The 19,443-nt window shown below is 64.0% G+C and carries 18 protein-coding genes; 8 read left to right on the top strand and 10 right to left on the bottom strand.

Going from position 1 to position 19,443, the window contains the following annotated elements:
• Nucleotides 1–512: 512 nt before the first annotated feature.
• From lnt to RY1_RS01760, 5 genes are all read right to left on the bottom strand, one after another.
• Nucleotides 513–2,108: an apolipoprotein N-acyltransferase gene (lnt, locus tag RY1_RS01740; protein WP_072801785.1), complete on the bottom strand. Its 1,596-nt coding sequence runs from the start codon at nucleotides 2,106–2,108 to the stop codon at nucleotides 513–515.
• Entirely contained in the window at nucleotides 2,098–3,696 is a 1,599-nt protein-coding gene (locus tag RY1_RS01745; protein WP_072801786.1) for an amidohydrolase, read from the bottom strand. The genes lnt and RY1_RS01745 overlap by 11 nt, the downstream gene beginning before the upstream one ends.
• Before the next feature lie 17 nt (nucleotides 3,697–3,713).
• Nucleotides 3,714–4,235 (bottom strand): FxsA family protein, encoded by a 522-nt coding sequence (locus tag RY1_RS01750; protein WP_072801787.1) that lies wholly within the window; start codon nucleotides 4,233–4,235, stop codon nucleotides 3,714–3,716.
• Between the two features lie 71 nt (nucleotides 4,236–4,306).
• Nucleotides 4,307–4,966: a response regulator gene (locus RY1_RS01755; RefSeq protein ID WP_072801788.1), complete on the bottom strand. Its 660-nt coding sequence runs from the start codon at nucleotides 4,964–4,966 to the stop codon at nucleotides 4,307–4,309.
• An 18-nt stretch (nucleotides 4,967–4,984) separates the two neighbouring features.
• Nucleotides 4,985–6,145, bottom strand: coding sequence for a sensor histidine kinase (locus RY1_RS01760; RefSeq protein WP_072801789.1), 1,161 nt, complete (start codon nucleotides 6,143–6,145; stop codon nucleotides 4,985–4,987).
• Between the two features lie 69 nt (nucleotides 6,146–6,214).
• Here RY1_RS01760 and RY1_RS01765 point away from each other — a divergent pair, with 69 nt between their 5' ends.
• Genes RY1_RS01765 through RY1_RS01775 form a run of 3 tightly spaced genes read left to right on the top strand, consistent with a single transcriptional unit; the run spans nucleotide 6,215 to nucleotide 9,878 of the window.
• Nucleotides 6,215–6,982, top strand: coding sequence for a TSUP family transporter (locus RY1_RS01765; RefSeq protein WP_072801790.1), 768 nt, complete (start codon nucleotides 6,215–6,217; stop codon nucleotides 6,980–6,982).
• Nucleotides 6,964–8,520, top strand: coding sequence for a TldD/PmbA family protein (locus RY1_RS01770; RefSeq protein WP_072801791.1), 1,557 nt, complete (start codon nucleotides 6,964–6,966; stop codon nucleotides 8,518–8,520). Before RY1_RS01765 ends, RY1_RS01770 begins: the two co-directional genes overlap by 19 nt.
• The gene (locus RY1_RS01775; protein WP_072801792.1) at nucleotides 8,517–9,878 is read left to right on the top strand and encodes a metallopeptidase TldD-related protein; all 1,362 of its coding nucleotides are present in this window, start codon (nucleotides 8,517–8,519) and stop codon (nucleotides 9,876–9,878) included. Before RY1_RS01770 ends, RY1_RS01775 begins: the two co-directional genes overlap by 4 nt.
• Nucleotides 9,879–9,894: 16 nt before the next feature.
• Here the strand turns inward: RY1_RS01775 and RY1_RS01780 are convergent, their stop codons facing one another.
• Nucleotides 9,895–10,320, bottom strand: a complete 426-nt coding sequence (locus RY1_RS01780) for a VOC family protein (protein WP_072801793.1) — start codon at nucleotides 10,318–10,320, stop codon at nucleotides 9,895–9,897.
• Nucleotides 10,321–10,496: 176 nt separating this feature from the next.
• On the opposite strand from RY1_RS01780, the gene RY1_RS01785 reads away from it, so the two are divergent.
• The 3 genes from RY1_RS01785 (at nucleotide 10,497) to RY1_RS01795 (ending at nucleotide 13,863) form a co-directional block, all read left to right on the top strand.
• On the top strand, nucleotides 10,497–10,907 hold the full coding sequence (locus tag RY1_RS01785) for a VOC family protein (protein WP_072802236.1): 411 nt from the start codon (nucleotides 10,497–10,499) through the stop codon (nucleotides 10,905–10,907).
• Nucleotides 10,908–11,032: 125 nt separating this feature from the next.
• Nucleotides 11,033–13,417, top strand: coding sequence for an ATP-binding cassette domain-containing protein (locus tag RY1_RS01790; protein ID WP_072801794.1), 2,385 nt, complete (start codon nucleotides 11,033–11,035; stop codon nucleotides 13,415–13,417).
• Entirely contained in the window at nucleotides 13,414–13,863 is a 450-nt protein-coding gene (locus RY1_RS01795; protein ID WP_072801795.1) for a helix-turn-helix transcriptional regulator, read from the top strand. The genes RY1_RS01790 and RY1_RS01795 overlap by 4 nt, the downstream gene beginning before the upstream one ends.
• Here the strand turns inward: RY1_RS01795 and RY1_RS01800 are convergent.
• Entirely contained in the window at nucleotides 13,817–14,788 is a 972-nt protein-coding gene (locus tag RY1_RS01800) for a helix-turn-helix transcriptional regulator (protein ID WP_072801796.1), read from the bottom strand. The genes RY1_RS01795 and RY1_RS01800 overlap by 47 nt on opposite strands.
• Before the next feature lie 93 nt (nucleotides 14,789–14,881).
• On the opposite strand from RY1_RS01800, the gene RY1_RS01805 reads away from it, so the two are divergent.
• Nucleotides 14,882–15,499 carry a TIGR03086 family metal-binding protein gene (locus RY1_RS01805; protein ID WP_072802237.1) on the top strand — a complete coding sequence of 206 codons (618 nt, stop codon included), beginning with the start codon at nucleotides 14,882–14,884 and terminating at the stop codon, nucleotides 15,497–15,499.
• Here the strand turns inward: RY1_RS01805 and RY1_RS01810 are convergent.
• The gene (locus RY1_RS01810; protein WP_072801797.1) at nucleotides 15,491–17,110 is read right to left on the bottom strand and encodes an amidohydrolase; all 1,620 of its coding nucleotides are present in this window, start codon (nucleotides 17,108–17,110) and stop codon (nucleotides 15,491–15,493) included. The genes RY1_RS01805 and RY1_RS01810 overlap by 9 nt on opposite strands.
• Before the next feature lie 31 nt (nucleotides 17,111–17,141).
• Nucleotides 17,142–18,149 carry an iron-siderophore ABC transporter substrate-binding protein gene (locus RY1_RS01815; protein ID WP_072801798.1) on the bottom strand — a complete coding sequence of 336 codons (1,008 nt, stop codon included), beginning with the start codon at nucleotides 18,147–18,149 and terminating at the stop codon, nucleotides 17,142–17,144.
• A 114-nt stretch (nucleotides 18,150–18,263) separates the two neighbouring features.
• Between RY1_RS01815 and RY1_RS01820 the strand changes: the two genes are divergently transcribed.
• Entirely contained in the window at nucleotides 18,264–19,079 is an 816-nt protein-coding gene (locus tag RY1_RS01820; RefSeq protein WP_072801799.1) for a helix-turn-helix domain-containing protein, read from the top strand.
• Here the strand turns inward: RY1_RS01820 and RY1_RS01825 are convergent.
• On the bottom strand, nucleotides 19,066–19,443 hold the full coding sequence (locus tag RY1_RS01825) for a PPOX class F420-dependent oxidoreductase (protein WP_072801800.1): 378 nt from the start codon (nucleotides 19,441–19,443) through the stop codon (nucleotides 19,066–19,068). The two genes, RY1_RS01820 and RY1_RS01825, sit on opposite strands and share 14 nt — an antisense overlap.

Genomic DNA, 19,443 nt, shown 5'->3' on the forward strand with positions numbered 1-19,443 from the left:
CCGTTCTTCTACATTCGGCGTCTTCTTACGTGTGGCGGCAGGAGCATCGAAACCACTCCACGCACGGATGACCGGTGCGGTGCCCGGTCGCGCCGCCCCTTTCACGTTGGTTCGTTGCGCGTCGTATCGTGGATGGGCCCGTTCGGACACTTCGATACTGGCGAAGATTCGACACCGACGAGGGCACACCGACTCACGGTCGGTTTCGCGCTGATGTTTTCGGGCCTGCGAACCACACCACCAAATTTCACCGAGGACCCCTCCCATGCGCTGAGCCACCGACCCGCAAATCCGCGATCGAAACGTGTCAGCTCGTCCCGACGGCAAAATGCGCGCTATTACACACTCGCGATCTACAAACATACAATAGTCAGCTGCCCCCTTTATGGCCGATCACTATTGAAGAATCGAGCCTACGTCAGCGACCGTTACAGCTCTCGACGTGCAAATCGAAAGAAAGCTGATCGATCCCCTGTAATCCACCTATTCCGAACTGTGCATAGTGAAGATCATCAATTTTCGAGAGATGAGTTGTTTTCTTCGGCTGTAACCGACTTCACGATCGGTTTTCTCGAACGTAGACATCCGAATGCGATGAACGCTGCTGCAGCGAAGCACAGCAGATATTCGGGAATCGGACCGAGATCGGTCGCGAGAGTCGTGCCGGTCCTCAGTTGTATCCGCTCCACCAGCGCATCAGGGACGAACAGTTCGGTGCGATCGACGACGTCACCGGTGGGTGACACTATGGCGCTGACACCACTCGTCGCCGCCACGACCACCGATCGTCCATGCTCGACCGCGCGGACTCTGGACATCGCCAGTTGCTGGTACGTCATCTCGGTGTCGCCGAACGTCGCGTTGTTCGTAGGAATCGCAATGAATTCGGCGCCGGAACGCACGGATTCGTTCAGGGCTCGGTCGAACGCCACCTCGTAACACGTCGCTATTCCGGCCGCGATCCCGCCTGCATGCACCACACCGTTTCCGGTGCCGGGTACGAAGTAACCTGCTCTGTCCGCGTATTCGGAGAACAGACGGAAGAAACTGCGGTAAGGAAGGTATTCGCCGAACGGCTGAATGATCTTCTTGTCGTGACGCTCACCGGGGCCGTCGGCCCCGTCCCAGGCGATGACCGAGTTGGTGGTCGTACGGTCGTCGTTGACCAGCACCGTCCCCACCAGAATCGGCGCACCGATTGCCTCGGATGCCATCGTGATCTCAGCGGCCGCATCGGAATTGCGCAACGGATCTATGTCCGACGCATTCTCCGGCCAGACCACCAGATCGGGCGAAGGACGACGACCGGCCTTCACATCGGAGGCAAGCGCAAGCGTCTCGGCTACGTGGTTGTCCAGCACTGCGCGTCGCTGTGCATTGAAGTCCAACCCCAACCTGGGAACGCTGCCCTGGATCGCCGCGACGGTGATGGTGCGGTCACCGTCTTCCGCGGTGCGGTTCTCCAGTGTCGGCGACAGTGCAAGCGCGACAATCGATGCGACGATCGTCGTCGCCACAGCAGCGAGCACCCTGGTACGTGTACGGCGAACAGTGAGCGCACACACCAGGGCCGCGAGGCCGGTACCGGTCACCGCGACGCCGAAACTCAACAACGGTGCGCCGCCGATACTCGCCAACGGAAGCAACCAGCCGTCGGGTTGACCGAATGCGAGCCGACCCCACGGGAAACCACCGAATGGAACGCTCGATCTCGCCCATTCGAGAAGACTCCAGACCAACGCGATCGACACGGGCCACCACCGCGTCCGGGCGGCGATCACCGCGCAGACACCGAAAACACCGATGAACACCGACTCGGCTGCCGCGAGCGCAAGCCACGGCAACGGTCCGACATAGACCCCGATCCACGGAAGCAGCGGGACGAAGAATCCGAGCCCGAACAGCATGCCGTACCCGAAGCCCGCCTTCTTGCTCAGCGACTCGCCGCGACCGAACCGCACGAGGACGAGGGTCACCACAGCTATGGCGATCGGCGCCAGGAACCACAGGGGGCGGGGCGGGAAGCTCAGGAAGAGGAGAAGACCGGACAGGACCGATGCCAGGCTCGACACTGCGATCGACCGAATCGACCCGCGCTCACGCCTCATGGATCACCCGTCCACGGTGAACGGTACGCAGGCACCGCGGGCTCGGTGAGTCCTCGTCCAGCGGCGGCAGGGGCGGAACGCCCGCTCTCGGATCGGTCGACCATCGCGCCACGCCGTCCTTGGGCGCGCGGACCACGAGCTCCTGTGCTTCCCAGATCGCGTAGCTCGCGGGAGCACCTGGTGCCAGTGTTCCCGCGAGTCCGTCGCGAACTCCCCCCGCGCGCCAGGCACCACGTGTGGACGCCGCAAATGCTGCGCGCGGCGACAGGCCACTACCGGATGTCCGGTGGTTGACGGCCGCCCTCGACACCGCCCATGGATCCATCGCGGTGACAGGTGCGTCCGATCCGAACGCAAGGGACACGCCAGAGGAGGCCAGCTGAGCAAACGGATTCAGTCGCAGCGCTCGGTCCCGCCCGAGCCGTTGGGCATAGAGGGAGCTCTCGCCTCCCCACAGTCGGTCGAACCGTGGCTGCATCGCGGCGATGACACCCCAGGACGCGAGCTTCGTCACCTGCTCGTCGGTGACCATTTCCAGATGTTCGACGCGGTGGCCTCGCGCAGCGAGCCGCGGTCCGCCCACTGTTTGGGCTACCCGGGAGAATCCTTCGACCACGGCGGCAACGGCGGCGTCACCGATCGCGTGGAAACCCGCTTGCACATTCGCTTCGGTGCACGCTGCGACGTGGTCGGCGATCGCATCGACCCCCAGATACGACACACCGGTCCCCGGTGCATCGTCATAGGGCTCCTGCAGCCACGCGGTGCGCGAGCCGAGCGAGCCGTCGACGAATATGTCGCCGCCGAGTGCGTGCGCGCCGGTGTCTGCGAGGACGTCGCGCGCCTCCTGCGCGGTGGACACTGCCTGACCCCAATATCCACGCACCTCGACACCGTGGTCCAAGGACATGAGCTCCGCGAAGTCCGCGCGGCCCGAGACGTCGGGTCCGCCGCACTCGTGCACCGCACAGATCCCTGACGCCGCGGCGTCGTCGAGTGCTCGCTTCTGCGCCTGCGCGCGCACTGCAACCGTGAGCATCGACCGGGCGGCAGCACGCGCAGCGTGATGGGCGTCGGAAGTCAGAGGAGTCTGAGGGTGGTATCCAGCGAGGCGGGTCAGGTCAGTGCGCGAGGCGTTGCGCAGTACGGACGAGCACGCTGCCGAATGGGCATCGATTCTGGTGAGATACACAGCACGGCCCGGAGCGATCTCGTCCAGCTCGGTGGTCGTGGGCGCCCCGCCGTCCTGCCACGTCGACTCGTCGAAGCCGTGTCCCCAGATCACCGGATCCACCGATGCGAGCACGTATCGACGAAGCGAGTCCAGGCAGTGCGCGCGAGAACGGCAGCCGGTCAGGTTCAGGCCGCCGAGAGCGAGTCCGTGAGCAGTTGTATGCACATGCGAGTCGACGAATGCAGGAGCGACGAACGCACCGGCCAGATCGAACTCCTCTGCACCGGGATGCAGGGCTCTACCGGTACGGTCCTCGCCCGTCCACGTCACGATGCCGTCGGTGACCGCCATCGCCGTGGCATCGGGTGCCGAGGCACTGTAGATGCGCCCGCCGAGAAGTAGTTGGGTACTCACGACAGCCAAGTCTGCCCTCAACGAGTCGGCTTATCGAAATCCCGTCCGTCGATCTCGATGATCTGTCCGCTGATGCTCGCCGACCCACTGCCGCTCGCCGACCCGCTGCCGCTCGCCGACGAAGGCTCCGGCACGATTTCCCCGTCGATGACCGAAGGCCGCATCCTGCTCGTCGTCGCCATGACCCCCGGCATCCACCGGGCCGCCGCGAGCAGCACCAGCGGACGCAGCGCCCACCGGGTGGGAGGCATCAGGAGGAGGATGCCGAAGACCGTCGTCACCAGTCCTGGCACGAACATCGCAACCGAACCCAGTGCGAACAGCGCACCGTCTGCGACGGCTCCGCCGGGCGAGCGTTCTCCACGACTCGCGGCTCTCAGTCCATCCATGACCCGTCGACCCTGCGACCGGACGAGCACCAATCCGACGATCGAGCCTGCGATCAGAAGCAGAACTGTCCACAACACGCCGATCGCACTACCGACGGCGACGAGAGCAGCCACTTCGACAATGACGTAGAGGAGAAAGATCGCAAACACTGTAGTTCCTTTCGTTGCCTGAACGGACAACGAACAAGACGGCCGAATTTCTCCCGATCGGAGCGGAACCTTCAGACTCCCGGCCGGACCAGACCCGTCTCGTACGCCAATACCACCGCTTGTACCCGATCGCGCAGGCCGAGCTTCGTCAGAACTCGGCCGATGTGGGTCTTCACGGTTGCCTCGGACAGCACAAGACTCCGCGCGATCTCGGCATTGGACATTCCCGTCGCCAACAGACTCAGCACCTCGCGCTCGCGCTCGGTGAGCGCGTTCAACATCTCCGGATCCCGTGTGGGCGCGGCGTCGTCCGAGATGAAGCGCGCGAGAAGCCTGCGAGTCACCTTCGGTGATACGACCGCGTCGCCGACCGCCACACTGCGGATCGCCGACACCAGGTCCTCGGGAGGAGTGTCCTTGAGAAGAAATCCGCTCGCCCCGGCCCGGAGAGCTCCCAGAACGTGCTCGTCCAGATCGAACGTCGTCATGACCAGGACACGCGACTCCGAATCCGATTCGACGATCTTCGACGTCGCAGTCACCCCGTCGATACCTGGCATCCGGACGTCCATCAGAACCACGTCCGGTTTCAGCTTCGCCACCGCCGTCAACGCAGAGGCACCGTCGGCGGCCTCGCCGACGACCGTGAGGTCGTCCTGTGCGTCGAGGACCATCGTCAGTCCCATCCGCATCAGTTCCTGATCGTCGACGATGAGAACGGTGATCGGCACAGAGAACAACCTAGTCGGTCATTCGAGCGGTAGCTCGGCACGCACCAGCCACTGACCGTCGTCGGTCCGACCGGCGTGAAGAGTTCCCTGCAGCACGGCGACCCGCTCACGCATGCCGAGCAAGCCGTTTCCGGAGCCTTCCACCGTGCTCGCAGCGGTCCCGACACGACTGTTGACGACCTGAACCAGCACGTCCTCCTCGCGGCGAATCACCGACACCCGAGCCCGCGGAGCGTGGCCCCCGTGCCGTAGGACGTTCGTGAGTGATTCCTGCACCAGACGGTGAACGCCGAGGCTGATGGCAGGACTGATGTCGTCGAGGTTGCCCGTCTGCTCCAGCTCGACGTACAGGCCGGCCCTCGTCATCATCTCGACCACCTTCGCGAGCCCGGCCGTTCCGTACTGCGGCATGTCGTCGGCTTGGGGAGTCGTGCGCAGCAGCGCGACGGTACGACGCAGCTCGGCGAGCGCCTGCCTCCCCGTCGCCGAGATGTTCGCCACCGCCTGCTCGGCGCGCTCCGGATCCTTCCGGATGGCATACGAGGCACCGTCTGCCTGCACGATCATGACGCTTACCCCATGAGCGATGACATCGTGCAACTCGCGTGCGATGCGGGTTCGTTCCAAGGCCACAGCTTCGTCGGCACGCCTGTCTCGGTCGTAGTCCGCCACCGCCAGACGCGCTTCCACAGCCTCGTCGTACGCACGGCGGGCGCCGAGAAACTCGGCGGCGGTCCACGCCAGCGCGTACATCATCACCGTGAACACGATCGTCGACACGAGGTCCTCGTCGTAGGACAGGACCGACAGAGCCGAGTCGACGGTCACGACGACCAGATACACGAGTGCATCACGGCGACCCACGTACGCGACCAGGGTGTACAGCATGATCGGAATTCCGAGCAGCGCCGGGTGGAAGTTTGTGGTCTCCCCCACCGCCACCCCGGCGAGCGTGCTGAACAAAGATCCGGCGAGCACCGCCGCGGCGACCGTCCGCGGGTGTCGACGACGCCACGCGATCGGCACGCTGACGGCCACCGCCACCACAGCGAAGAGGAGCCAGTTCTGCATCTCCGCGCTGCCGACGAACGCGACGACATCGAGCACGAAGAGCGCTCCGGCGAGCAGCGAGTCCGCCACGAACGGCTTGCCCCTGAGCCACAAGCTGAATCTCCGCATGTGATTGAGTTTGCCGCATGACAGCAGCTCGGCTCGCGACGGCAGTAACCAGGTGAGAGCAGTGAACAGGTGACGGCAGCAGACTGGGGGCTGTTGATGGTCGCCGCCACCGCTGCAGGGTGGGTCGACGCCGTCGTCGGTGGAGGCGGACTCATTCTGCTCCCCGCGATCCTCCTCGTCGCACCGCAGCTCAGTCAGCAGGCAGCACTGGCGACCAACAAGATGACCGCCGTCTTCGGGACATTCGCGGCAGTGGTGACGTTCGCACGCAAGGTCGCTCTCGAATGGCGAGTGCTGGTGCCGGCTGCGACGCTCGCCGCCGCAGCGTCCGCCGCCGGCGCTGCGGCGGTGTCGCTCATCGACCGTGAGCTGTTCATCCCGATCATCATGGTCGTCCTCATCGGTGTCGCCGTGTTGGTGACGGCGCGGCCGACTATCGGAACAGTTGCGGCGAAGCACCCGCCCACCAGGCGCAAGGTGCTGACCGTCGTGTTCCTGGCGGCAGGCGGTTTCGGCTTCTACGACGGCATTCTCGGGCCGGGAACCGGAACCTTCTTCATCATCGCGTTCGCGACGTTCCTCGGTACCGAGTTCGTGCGCAGCGCAGCGATGGCCAAGGTCCTCAATCTCGGCTCGAACATCGGCGCACTGATGTTCTTCGCCATCACCGGACACGTGCTGTGGCAACTCGGTGCCGCCATGGCGGTCTGCAACGTCATCGGCGCGGTTCTCGGCTCACGCACAGCACTCGCACGAGGCGCGGGATTCGTCCGTGTCGTCCTGCTCGTCGTCGTTGTCGGCATGGTTGTACGGCTCGGATGGCAACAGTTCGGCTAATCTCAATTCCCGTGACCCAGCCGTCCGACAGACACGTAGACCCGGACTTCCTCGCGCTGCCGTCGGGAGAACTCGCCTCGGCCGCTCTCGACACGGCACGCCGGGCAGGAGCGACGCACGCGGATTTTCGCATCCACAAGCTGACGACTCAATCGCTGAATCTTCGCGACGGCGTCGTCCAATCCGCCGTCGACGGCTCGGAGATCGGACTCTCCGTCCGTGTCGTCGTCGAGGGCACATGGGGATTCGCGTCCAACAGCGAGCTGTCGGTCGCGGCAGCAGTGGCAACCGCGCGGGCCGCCGTCGAGGTCGCGACGGCACTTCGTTCGCTCAACCGCGAACGCGTCGAACTCGCCGACGAGCCGGTCCACTCGGACGTCGTGTGGGTGTCGAGATACGACGTCGACCCGTTCGACGTACCGACCCGGGACAAGATCGATCTCCTGGCCGAGTATTCGTCGCGTCTCGGCGCCTCCGACGGTGTCGACCACGTCACCGCGTCCGTGCTGCAGGTGAAGGAGCAGTCGTTCTACGCCGACCTCGCGGGTAGTTCGATCACCCAGCAACGCGTTCGGCTACATCCACAGCTCGAGGCGACCACCGTGGATGCCTCGGCGGGCGCGTTCGAGACCATGCGGACTCTCGCACCTCCGGTGAGCCGAGGGTGGGAGTACCTCGGTCCCGACAACACGTGGGACTGGTCGGACGAACTTTCTCGTATTCCGACGTGGCTCGCCGAGAAGGTCACCTCGCCGACCGTCGTCGCAGGCCCGACCGATCTGGTGATCGATCCGACCAATCTGTGGCTGACCATCCACGAATCCATCGGCCATGCAACCGAATACGACCGGGCAATCGGATACGAAGCCGCGTACGCAGGCACCTCGTTCGCGACGCCGGACAAGCTCGGAACATTGAAATACGGCAGCGAGTCGATGCATGTGACGGCCGATCGCACCGAAGTACACGGGCTCGCCACCACCGGCTACGACGACGACGGTGTCGAGGCGCAGACCTGGGACCTGGTTCGAGACGGAGTACTCGTCGGTTACCAGCTCGACCGCGTGTTCGCGCCGCGCCTCGGACTGGAGCGGTCGAACGGCTGCTCGTATGCCGACTCCGCACACCATGTCCCGATCCAGCGGATGGCCAACGTGTCGCTGCAGCCGGACCCCGACGTCGATCGCAGCATCGACGACCTGGTGGCATCGGTCGACGACGGCATCTACGTCGTCGGAGACAAGTCCTGGTCGATTGACATGCAGCGCTACAACTTCCAGTTCACGGGTCAGCGCTTCTTCCGAATCAAGAACGGGCGCCTCGACGGCCAGGTTCGCGACGTCGCGTACCAAGCGACGACCACCGACTTCTGGGGATCGATGGACCTCGTCGGCGGAGCGTCGACACGGCGTCTCGGGGGTGCGTTCAACTGCGGCAAAGCGCAACCTGGACAGGTTGCGGCGGTCAGTCACGGAAGTCCTGCGGCAGTCTTCCGCGGAGTGAACGTTCTCAACACACGATCGGAGGCCGGACAATGATGCCGGGTCACGAAGTCGTCGATCGCGTGCTGTCTCTTGCGTCGGTGGACGACACCTTCGTCATCGTCACCGATTCCAGCGAAGCGTCGCTTCGCTGGGCCGGAAACTCGATGACCACCAACGGAGTCGGATCGTCCAGGCGTTGGACCGTCGTGTCCATCGTGCGTGATTCCGACGGAACCAAGGTCTCGACGCTGTCCTCGACGAGCGTGGATCCGGACGAGATCGGTGCCATCGTCTCGACGTGCGAAAACGCCGCTCGCGCAGCGGAACCCGCCGAGGACGCGATGCCGCTGATCGCAGGATCACGCGAACCGGACGACTGGGGCGCACAGTCCCGGCCGACCACCATCGACATCTTCGAACCCGTCACCGGCGACCTCGCCGTCGGATTCGACGGCACCGATCAGCTGTACGGCTTCGCGCACCATCAGATCGACACCGTGTGGCTCGGATCGTCGTCGGGCATTCGTCGTCGTTTCACCCAACCCACCGGCTCGATCGAGATCAACGGTAAACGCGGCGGATCGAGCGCGTGGGTCGGCGCCGCGACCACAGGCTTCGACGACGTGTCGGTGAGCACCCTGCTCGGCGACCTCTCGACCCGCCTGGACTGGGCGTCGAACCGGATCGATCTTCCGGCAGGGCGATACGAGACCATTCTTCCGCCGTCGGCGGTGGCAGATCTGATGATCTATCTGATGTGGACCATGGAGGGCCGGGGTGCGCAGGAGGGGCATACTGCGCTGTCCCGGCCTGGTGGCACCCGCGTCGGTGAAAGACTCGGCCACCTGCCGCTGACGTTGTTCTCCGATCCGAACGCGGCCGGGCTGGAGTACAGCCCGTTCGTCGCTACCGGTTCCTCGAACGACTCGGTCTCGCTGTTCGACAACGGCATGTCGACAGCCAGGGTCGACTGGGTCAGGGAGGGCGTCGTCGGTTCTCTCGCGTATCCGCGCTTCCTCGCCGAGAAGTACGGCACGGAGCCGGTCGTTCCCGGCGACAACCTCGTGCTCACCGGCGGGGCCGACACAGATCTCGACGCGATGATCGCCCGCACCGAACGCGGGTTGCTTCTGACGACGCTGTGGTACATCCGCGAAGTCGATCCCGCGACCCTGCTGCTGACCGGACTCACCCGCGACGGGGTGTATCTCGTCGAGAACGGCCAGGTCACGGGCGCTGTCAACAACTTTCGTTTCAACGAGAGCCCACTGGATCTGCTGCGGCGCGTCACCGAGGCCGGGGCAACGCAGAAAACGTTGCCCCGGGAGTGGAAGGACTGGTTCACCCGTACGGCGATGCCTCCGCTGCGGATTCCGGATTTCCACATGTCCTCGGTGAGCGAGGCTCAGTAGCCGGGAGCGGCTCTCGCTACTCGGCAGGTCCGGAGATCTCCAATGCAATGTTGTCGGGATCGCGGAACTCCACGATCGCAAGCCCTGGGCCTGCCGACTTGATCCCACCGTGTGCGATTCCCAGCGTGTCGAGCGTGGCGATCGCATCCGTCAGATCCTGATGGGTCTCGACTCCGAAACTCAGATGGTCCAGGCCCGTACGGTCCTCGTCGAAGGTGTCCTGTCCCGGTGCAACCGGGCGTAGGCCGAACAGTCCGCCGCCGAATGTGTAGATGACGCCACCGAAGAGGAACCACAGTGCCTTCTTCGTTTCCTCGTCGGCCTCCGGATCCCACGCGTAGGCCACCTCGAAACCGAAGACACTGTCGTAGAACGCGCGCGAGGCGTCGATGTCGCGAACGGTGATTCGAACGTGGTGGTAATCCGTCACTGCGATCGGCATGATTGCCTTCTCCTCATCTGATGACGTCTGTGCGTCACCGGGTTGTGTTTCCCGTACTCATTCGTCGCTGCGGTCGAATCGGATCGAGACGCCACAGAACCGATCAGGGATGGACGCCACAGAACCGATCAGGAATAGAGAAGTGTCCGGGCGAACTCGGAACTAACGTGATCGTCATGAACATCACCATTCAATCCAGCTTCCTTCCCCAGAACGATCCCGACGCTGCTCTTGCCTTCTACCGGGACACTCTGAAGTTCGAGGTCCGCAACGACGTCGGCTTCAACGGTATGCGCTGGATCACCGTCGGGCCGACGGATCAGCCCGATGTGTCCATCGTCCTGCACCCGCCGGCCGCCGACCCCGGGATAACCGACGACGAACGCCGCGTGATCACCGAGATGATGGCCAAGGGAACGTACGGCGGAATCCTGCTTGCCACGAAGGACCTCGACGACACCTTCACCACATTGCAGGCAACGGACGTCGACATCGTGCAGGAACCGACCGAGCAGCCGTACGGAGTCCGCGACTGCGCTGTGCGGGATCCAGCAGGGAACCTCATCCGAATCCAGGAATCACGATAGAGCCGCTCACGACCTGATCCCGAGGGGCGCGTTTTCGGTGCAGCTCTGGTTGGATGCAACGGAAGTCTGCACCGATTTTCGGACCGCCGGCACGGACCCGCGAACAGAGGGAGAGACAAATTTCAATGGCCACGAGGATGGACGCAGTGTCACCCGAGTTGCACGTCGCCGACAGTCACGACCTCATTCGCGTGCAGGGGGCGCGAGTGAACAACCTCCAGGACATCAGCGTGGAGATCCCCAAACGCAGGTTGACGGTGTTCACCGGCGTATCCGGTTCGGGTAAGAGCTCACTGGTGTTCAGCACGATCGCGGCCGAGTCCCAAAGGATGATCAACGAGACGTACAGCGCGTTCGTCCAAGGCTTCATGCCGACACTCGCCAGGCCCGACGTCGACGTTCTCGACGGGTTGACCACCGCCATCATTGTCGACCAGCAGCGTATGGGCGCCAATCCGCACTCCACGGTCGGCACCGCGACCGACGCCAACGCGATGCTGCGGATTCTGTTCAGCCGTGTCGGCACTCCGCACATCGGCAGTGCTCAAGCATTCTCCTTCAACGTCGCGTCGGTATCCGGCGCAGGAGCGGTGACCGTCGAGAAGGGTGGCCGCCAGACCAAGGAGAAGCGGACCTTCTCCATCACCGGCGGCATGTGTCCGCGGTGCGAAGGTCGAGGTTCGGTGAGCGACATCGATCTGTCCGCGCTCTACGACGACTCCAAATCGCTCAACGACAGTGCCATCACGATCCCCGGGTACAGCATGGAGGGCTGGTACGGCCGGATCTTCCGCGGGTGCGGCTATTTCGATCCCGACAAGCCGATCGCCAAGTTCACCAAACGAGAACTGAACGACCTGCTCTACCGCGAGCCGACCAAGATCAAGGTCGAAGGAATCAACCTGACCTACTCGGGACTGGTCCCCCAAATCCAGAAATCGTTCCTGTCCAAGGACGTCGACGCGATGCAGCCGCACATTCGCGCCTTCGTCGAACGTGCGGTCACCTTCGCCACCTGCCCCGAGTGCGACGGCACCCGGCTCAACGAGGGGGCGCGGTCGTCGAAGATCAAGGGCATCAGCATCGCCGACGCCTGCTCGATGCAGATCAGCGACCTGGCCGCATGGGTCGGCGGCCTGAAGGAGCCGTCCGTGGCGCCGCTGCTCGATTCACTCGGCGACACACTCGACTCGTTCGTGCAGATCGGACTCGGTTACCTGAGTCTGGAACGACCGGCGGGAACGCTGTCCGGCGGTGAAGCGCAGCGCACCAAGATGATTCGCCACCTCGGCTCGTCCCTGACCGATGTGACCTACGTGTTCGACGAGCCGACGACGGGTCTGCACCCGCACGACATCGAGAACATGAACGAACTCCTGCTGCAATTACGCGACAAGGGAAACACGGTCTTGGTCGTCGAGCACAAGCCGGAGACGATCGTCATCGCCGATCACATCATCGATCTCGGTCCCGGCGCGGGAAGCAACGGCGGCACAGTCTGTTTCGAGGGCACCGTCGACGGACTGCGCACCAGTGACACCATCACCGGACATCATTTCGACGACCGAGCAGTGTTGAAGGGCACCGTTCGGGACTACACCGAGGTCGTCGAGATCCGGGGCGCCGACTCGCACAATCTGCGAGACGTGGACGTCGATGTGCCCCTCGGAATTCTGGTCGTCGTGACCGGAGTGGCCGGGTCGGGCAAGAGTTCGCTGATCCACGGCTCACTGTCCGGGCTCGACGACGTCGTCGCCATCGACCAAGGTGCCATTCGTGGATCTCGGCGCAGCAACCCCGCAACATACACGGGATTGCTCGAACCCATCCGGAAGGCATTCGCAAAGGAGAACGGCGTCAAACCGGCTCTGTTCAGTGCGAACTCGGAGGGCGCCTGCCCCACCTGCAACGGAAACGGCGTGATCTACAGCGACCTCGCGATGATGGCGGGTGTCGCGACTCCGTGCGAGGAATGCGAAGGCAAGCGGTTCCAAGCGTCGGTGCTGGAGTACCACTTCGGCGGCAAGGACATCAGCGAGGTGCTCGCCATGTCCGCTGCCGAGGCCGAGCAGTTCTTCGGCGCAGGAGAGTCGAAGTTGCTTGCGGCGCACAAGATTCTGACCCGGTTCGTCGACGTCGGCCTCGGCTACATCAAGTTGGGTCAGCCACTGACCACCCTGTCCGGCGGTGAACGTCAGCGGTTGAAGCTTGCCACGCACATGGGTGAGAAGGGCGGAATCTACGTCCTCGACGAACCGACGACGGGCCTGCACCTCGCGGACGTCGAGCAATTGCTCGGGCTGCTGGACCGCCTCGTCGACTCGGGGAAGTCGGTCATCGTCATCGAGCATCACCAAGCCGTCATGGCACATGCCGATTGGATCATCGACCTGGGGCCGGGCGCAGGCCACGACGGCGGACTCGTCGTCTTCGAGGGCACGCCCACCGATCTGGTCGCCGATCGGTCGACCCTGACCGGTCGGCACCTCGCGGAGTACGTCGGGCTGTGACCGAATCCACGAACGAGCAGCGGCTGCTCGATCTCGCCCGGTTACGGCGTGTTCGGGACCGGATCGATCGCGATTTCGTACAGCCTCTCGATGTCGAGGCGTTGGCCCGCGGCGTCCACATGTCGGCGGGTCACCTCAGCCGAGAATTCAAGCTCGCCTACGGTGAGTCGCCCTACAGCTACCTGATGACCCGTCGCATCGAACGTGCGATGGCGCTGTTTCGCCGCGGCGACGTCAGCGTCACCGATGCATGCTTCGCCGTCGGATGTTCCTCACTGGGAACCTTCAGCACCCGCTTCACCGAGTTGGTCGGTGTGCCACCGAGTGTCTACCGCCGACAGTCGGCGACGGCGACCGCCGAAATGCCGTCGTGCGTGTCGAAGCAGGTCACCAGGCCGATCAGGGCTCGTCAGCCGCATGTCGCGCCATCACCTGTCGGGCCCTGAGATATACCGCCGATCTGACGTCGTGCGGGCCGAGCACTTCGCAGTCCTCCCCCAACATCCAGACTGTCGAACACGCATGCTCCACACCACCGAACAGCACATCGAGCTCGATCCACTCGTCGGACTCGGACTCGGACTCGGACACCGACTCGGACCGAATCTCCACCTCGACAGCGGTGGCTTCGACCGAAGCGAGATGTTCGCCGCGAATCCGCAGCTGCACGCGCACCATCTCGCGCGTGGATCTGAAACGCGATCGACCGGCATCCCAGAGTTTGCCGAGGTCGATCTTCGGGTCACGCCGAGCAGGTTCGGTCAGTAGCTCGGCCTCTCTGATCCGAGATACCCGGTAGGTCCTGTCGTCCCCGTTCACGGTCGCCATCAGATACCACTGACCAGCCGCATGAACGAGCCCCACCGGGTCGACCGTTCTCACCCGTGACGGTCCGCTTCTCCCCTCGTAGTCGATACGCAGTCGTCGTCCGAGAAACACGCCCTGCTGGACGAGACCCAGATGCTCGTCCGGCGCGGTATCGCGCAACCATCCCTCCGGCCGGACCAGCACCCGTTCCGCGACCGACGTGGCGACCCTGCGCTGCTCGTCCGGCAGCGACGCCGCCACTTTGCGCATCGCCGATGCGAATGCCGACGACATTCCCAGTGACGCCGACGCGTCGGCGGACAGAAGAGCCGTCGCCTCCTCGACGGACAATCCGGTGAGGTCGGTGGTGAAACCGGGCAACAGCTCGAAACCGCCGTGGCGCCCGCGTTCGGCGTACACCGGAAAACCCGACGTCGACAGTGCATCTATGTCACGGAGAACCGTCCGTTCCGATACTTCGAGCTCTTCGGCCAGCTGTGATGCGGACATCCGTCCGCGATGTCGAAGGAGAAGCACCAACGAGATCAACCTGTCCGCGCGCACTCGAACATCGTCTCAGAAATACACGACACAAGGTGTCAGGTATTCGAAGTTCACTTGCTGTCGTACCGACGAACGCGACCGAAAGGCACCACCATGACCGCTACGACACTCGACCCCCGACCTCTCTACCGCGACGCGTTGGCCTGGGTCACCGACCTGATCGCCGGTGTGACGCAGGACCAGATGGGGTTACCGACACCGTGTCCCGACTTCGACGTCAGGACCTTGCTCGGACATCAACTCGCCGGAGTCCGCCGAGCGCGGACAATGGGCCTCGGCGGTGACGCGAGAACAGTGCCGTTCGTACTCACCGATTTCGGCGATCCTGTCACCGCCTATCGAGCGGAAGCCGATCTCGCGCTCGGGGTGTGGGACGACGACGACAAACTCACCACGACGGTGACCGCTCCGTGGGGAACGGTCCCCGGGCGTGCTGCAGTATGGGCGTACATCAACGAGACACTGGTCCACGGGTGGGACCTGGCCGTGTCCACCGGCCAACCGTTCGAAGCGGATCCCGACCTCGTCTCCCCCGTGCTCGTCGCCGCGACGCGGGCTATTCCGGGCGACTCACGTGACGAAATGCCCTTCGGCGAGGTCGTCGCGCCCGGCGCGCAGGCAGGGCCGACGGAGCGACTCGCCAACTGGTCCGGCCGCGTCAGCACTCCCTGGACATCGGCAGCCTCGCATGGACGGGCCGGATCACGCTGACGCGTCGTACACCTGGACGCCGGCGAGATAGGTCGCGAGGACATCCAGATCGGCGATGTCCTCGGGCGGAACAGTTCTCGGATCCGCCGAGAGGACGACGAAATCTGCGTACTTGCCGATCTCGATGGAGCCGATCTCGTGGTCGGAGAACAGTTGCCACGCAGCGTCGATCGTCTGCGCTCGGATGGCCTGATCGACCGTGAGCCGTTCCTCGGGACCCGACACCCGCCCGCTCGGCGTTGTTCTCGTGACTGCGACGGCGATGTTGCGCAGCGGTTCCTCCGGAGTGACGGGAGGATCGTTGTGCAACGAGATCCGCATTCCTGCTGCCACAGCGGATCCGGCGGGCATCCACCGAGATCCATGCTCTGGCCCGAACAGCCCGTCGATGAGAACATCACCCCAATAATGGATCTGGTCCACGAACATGCTGCAGGTCACTCCGAGCGACACTGCTCGTTCGATCTGGTCCTGACGAATGGCACCGACGTGTTCGAGCCGCAGACGATGGTCCTGTCTGCCATGGCGTGCGAGGACGTTCTCGTATACGTCGAGGATCGTGTCGATCCCGTTGTCTCCCATCACATGACAGGCCATCGGCCACCCGAGCGGGAAGTAGGCGCCCACGATATCGGTCAATTGTTCGCGTGTGTAGTTGGCGTGCCCACACGACCCTGCCGCCACGCCGATCGATGCGGTTGCATCGGTGTCCAGATACGGAAACGTCAGGTCGATGTTCCCGATCCACGGCGAGCCGTCCACCCAGATCTTGATCCCGGTGCTGCGGACCAGATCGTCACCGGCTCCCGGTGCGGAATGCGCGGTCATCTGCGGGTTCGACATCTCGTAGGTCCGCAGGCGGACGGTCAGCGCACCGGTCGACTTCAGTGCATCGACGAGCGGGCCGAATGTCGGGTCGTATGCCATCTCGGAACACGTCGTCAGACCTGCCCGGTTCAGCCGAGAACATTCCTCGGCCAACATCGCAGGATACGAACCGGCATTCATCGCCGCCGCGACCAAGGGGAATACCGCGGCAGTCTCGCGGGCCGTCCCGTCGAGTTCGCCGTCCTCGTCGCGCCCGTACGCCGCGCCCTTGGGATCGGCAGTGTGGCGGTCCAGGCCGTGCAGGCGCGCCGCCGCCGAGTTGAAGAACGCGAGGTGCCCCGAGTTGTGCAGGATCACCAGCGGACTGCTCGGTGCGGCCGCATCGAGCCACTGCAGCGTCGGCTGAGGCAGCCCTTTCTGCAGCAACGCATCCCAGCCGCTGAGAAATGCCCCGTCGCCGCCGCGACGCGCGACCTCGTCGTGGACTGCCTGCACCACCGTCTCGGCGTCGCGAATCGTCACCGGCCTGATATCGACCATCCTGTCGGACAGAACCACGGCCTCCATCAGCGGATGACCGTGTGCCTCCACCAGACCGGGCATCACACATCCGTCGCCGATATCGACAACACGGGTGTCAGGCCCGATCTCGGCTGCGAGTTCTGCTGCAGTACCCACCGCCGAGATCCGACCATCGCGCACCGCAACGGCTTCGGCAGTGGGATACCTCGAATCGACGGTCAGGACCGTCCCCACTATGACAAGTTCGGCTTTCGACGACATGCACACCTCCTCGAGCAGTATGCGCGAAAAGTTACCCGGCGGTGAGCCTTTCGGTCGCCTCGTCGATCGCGTACGGGATGCTCAATACCGTGTTGTAGGACATCGCGGCACCGATGGCGGGTGACTCGGTGTACGGGACGACGACCGCGCGACCGTCTTTCACCACGCTCAGTCCCTGGTAGAGGGTATTGGTGTCGAGCTCTTTCGCTCCTTCGGTATCGGCCATGACCAGAATGCGATCGAGGTCGATGAGGTCGAACCTCTCGTTGGACAGCCACTCACCGAATGCATCACCGATATAGGCGTCGAGGTCTGCCGGGGCCTGAAATCCCAGCGACGTCATGAAGAGTCCTCGCGGATCACCGGAGGCGAACACATACCCCTCGGGAGTGTCGAGGTTGACCACCGTTGCCGTCTGCTCGGCGAATTCGGGGTGTTCCTGCCGCACCGTCGCGAATGCGGCTTCGGTGTCGGCGATGAGCTTCTCGGCCTCGGCCTGCTTGCCCACCGCTTTACCTGCGGTCAGCGTCATCTCGGTCCACGGCGTTGTATAGGCATCGTAGTCGGGGCTTTGGGCGACAGTCGGTGCGATCTGCGTCAACCTGGAGTAGGACTCCTCGTCCACGTCGGCGTACAACGCGAGGATGAGGTCCGGTTCCAGCGATGCGATGAGCTCGTAGTTCACCTCGTCGGCAGTATTGATGTAAGTCGGCTTCTGGTCCTTCCAGTACTGCTCGACCCACGGCCAGCTCTCGTCCATGCCCGAACCCCACCACTGCCCGACGCCTACCGGAGTCACGCCGAGCGCGAGCAGTGGCTCGTGGTCGGTGTATCCGATCGTGACGACGCGCTGTGGCTCGGACTCGATGGTCGTGGATCCGCGAGCGTGTTCGATCGTCACGGGAAACGCTCCGCTCGAATCGTTCGAGGCAGGCGCGGCGGAGTCGGTGCCGGACTCGCCGCACGCAGCTGCAGCGCCGAGTAGGAGCACGGTTGCTATCGATGCCGTGACGCGTGTAAGTGTGCGGGAAATGCGCACGGAGTGGCTCCTTCATGGAACTGGGGATGGTTACTGATTCAAGTGAGGCTAACCTTGCCTCCTGATCCAGTCCATGCGCCCCGATGGACGGCACTACGGAAGGAAGGACGCCCGGTGTCCGATGAGAGCTATCGATCAGCTCCGGTCTCCCAGCATGTGCGGCGCGATACGCCCGAGGTGACATTCGAGGATTTTCACGCCCATGAATACGTCGTCGACACCGTCACACCGTATGGAGCTCACCGTCATCCCGAACATCAACTCGCGTGGATGCGCGAGGGCACGATGCAGTTGCGCATCGGCACCGCGCGGTGGCACCTGCACCGGCAGCACGTGGTCTGGATTCCCGGCAACGTGCTCCACGAAATGACGCTGCTCACCGCGGGACGGCTGGTCACCGCGTACGCTCAGCCCGATTTTCGGCCGGACGGCAGGCGGTGGTCTCATCCGCACGTCTTCGAAGTCGACGAACTCGCCGCGAACCTGCTGCTGCACATGAGAGACGAAGACCTCGGCAGCAGGCGCAGATCTCGGTGCGTGGAGCTGTTGTTCGACCTACTGGACTCCGCGCCCGAGCGACACGACGTACTGGCGCTCCCACGCAAAGGGATCGCTGGGCACATCGCGGACCACATCGTCGCCGACCCTTCGGATGCGCGCAGTCTCGAGGATTGGGCGAGAGAACTGGGTGTCAGCACGAAAACCGTGATGCGCGCGTTCGTTGCCGACACCGGTTCGACGTACGGCCAGTGGCGAACGCGCGCAAGGATGTACGCCTCGCTTGCGATGCTGTCGGCGGGAACGACGGTGTCCGACACCGCGGGCGATGTCGGCTACCGCACGACGAGTGGATTCATCGCTGCGTTCCGAGACGAGTTCGGAATCACCCCGGGCCGATACACCGAACGTGCATCGCTCACGCAGGACTGACCGAGATACCCACGGTTCCGGACTTCCCGCGACGGAGCGCGCTGCCCTTGATGGTGAGCCATCCGATGATTCCGTACTTCTTCGCGATGGCCGATCTGGCATGCTCGGTGGCCGTGCCGTCGAGGATTTCGGCGAGGCCGGCCACCGCGTCGCCCTGGACTGCGCCGCGGGCGCTGCACGGTGCGATCGTCACCGTGCCGTTGCGCTTGATCCGTTTGACCTTCCATGAATCGGCAGTCGTCCAGAGCAGAAGCCGGTCACCGTCGCGCGCACCCCACAGGGGAGTCGCAACCGGCGTTCCATCCTTCTTGAACGTCGTGAGCGAGACGTACTTTCCGTCGGCGATCTCCTGGAATGTGGCCAT

Origin of the sequence: Rhodococcus yunnanensis NBRC 103083 (assembly GCF_001895005.1) — a bacterium.
Lineage (GTDB): Bacteria > Actinomycetota > Actinomycetes > Mycobacteriales > Mycobacteriaceae > Rhodococcoides > Rhodococcoides yunnanense.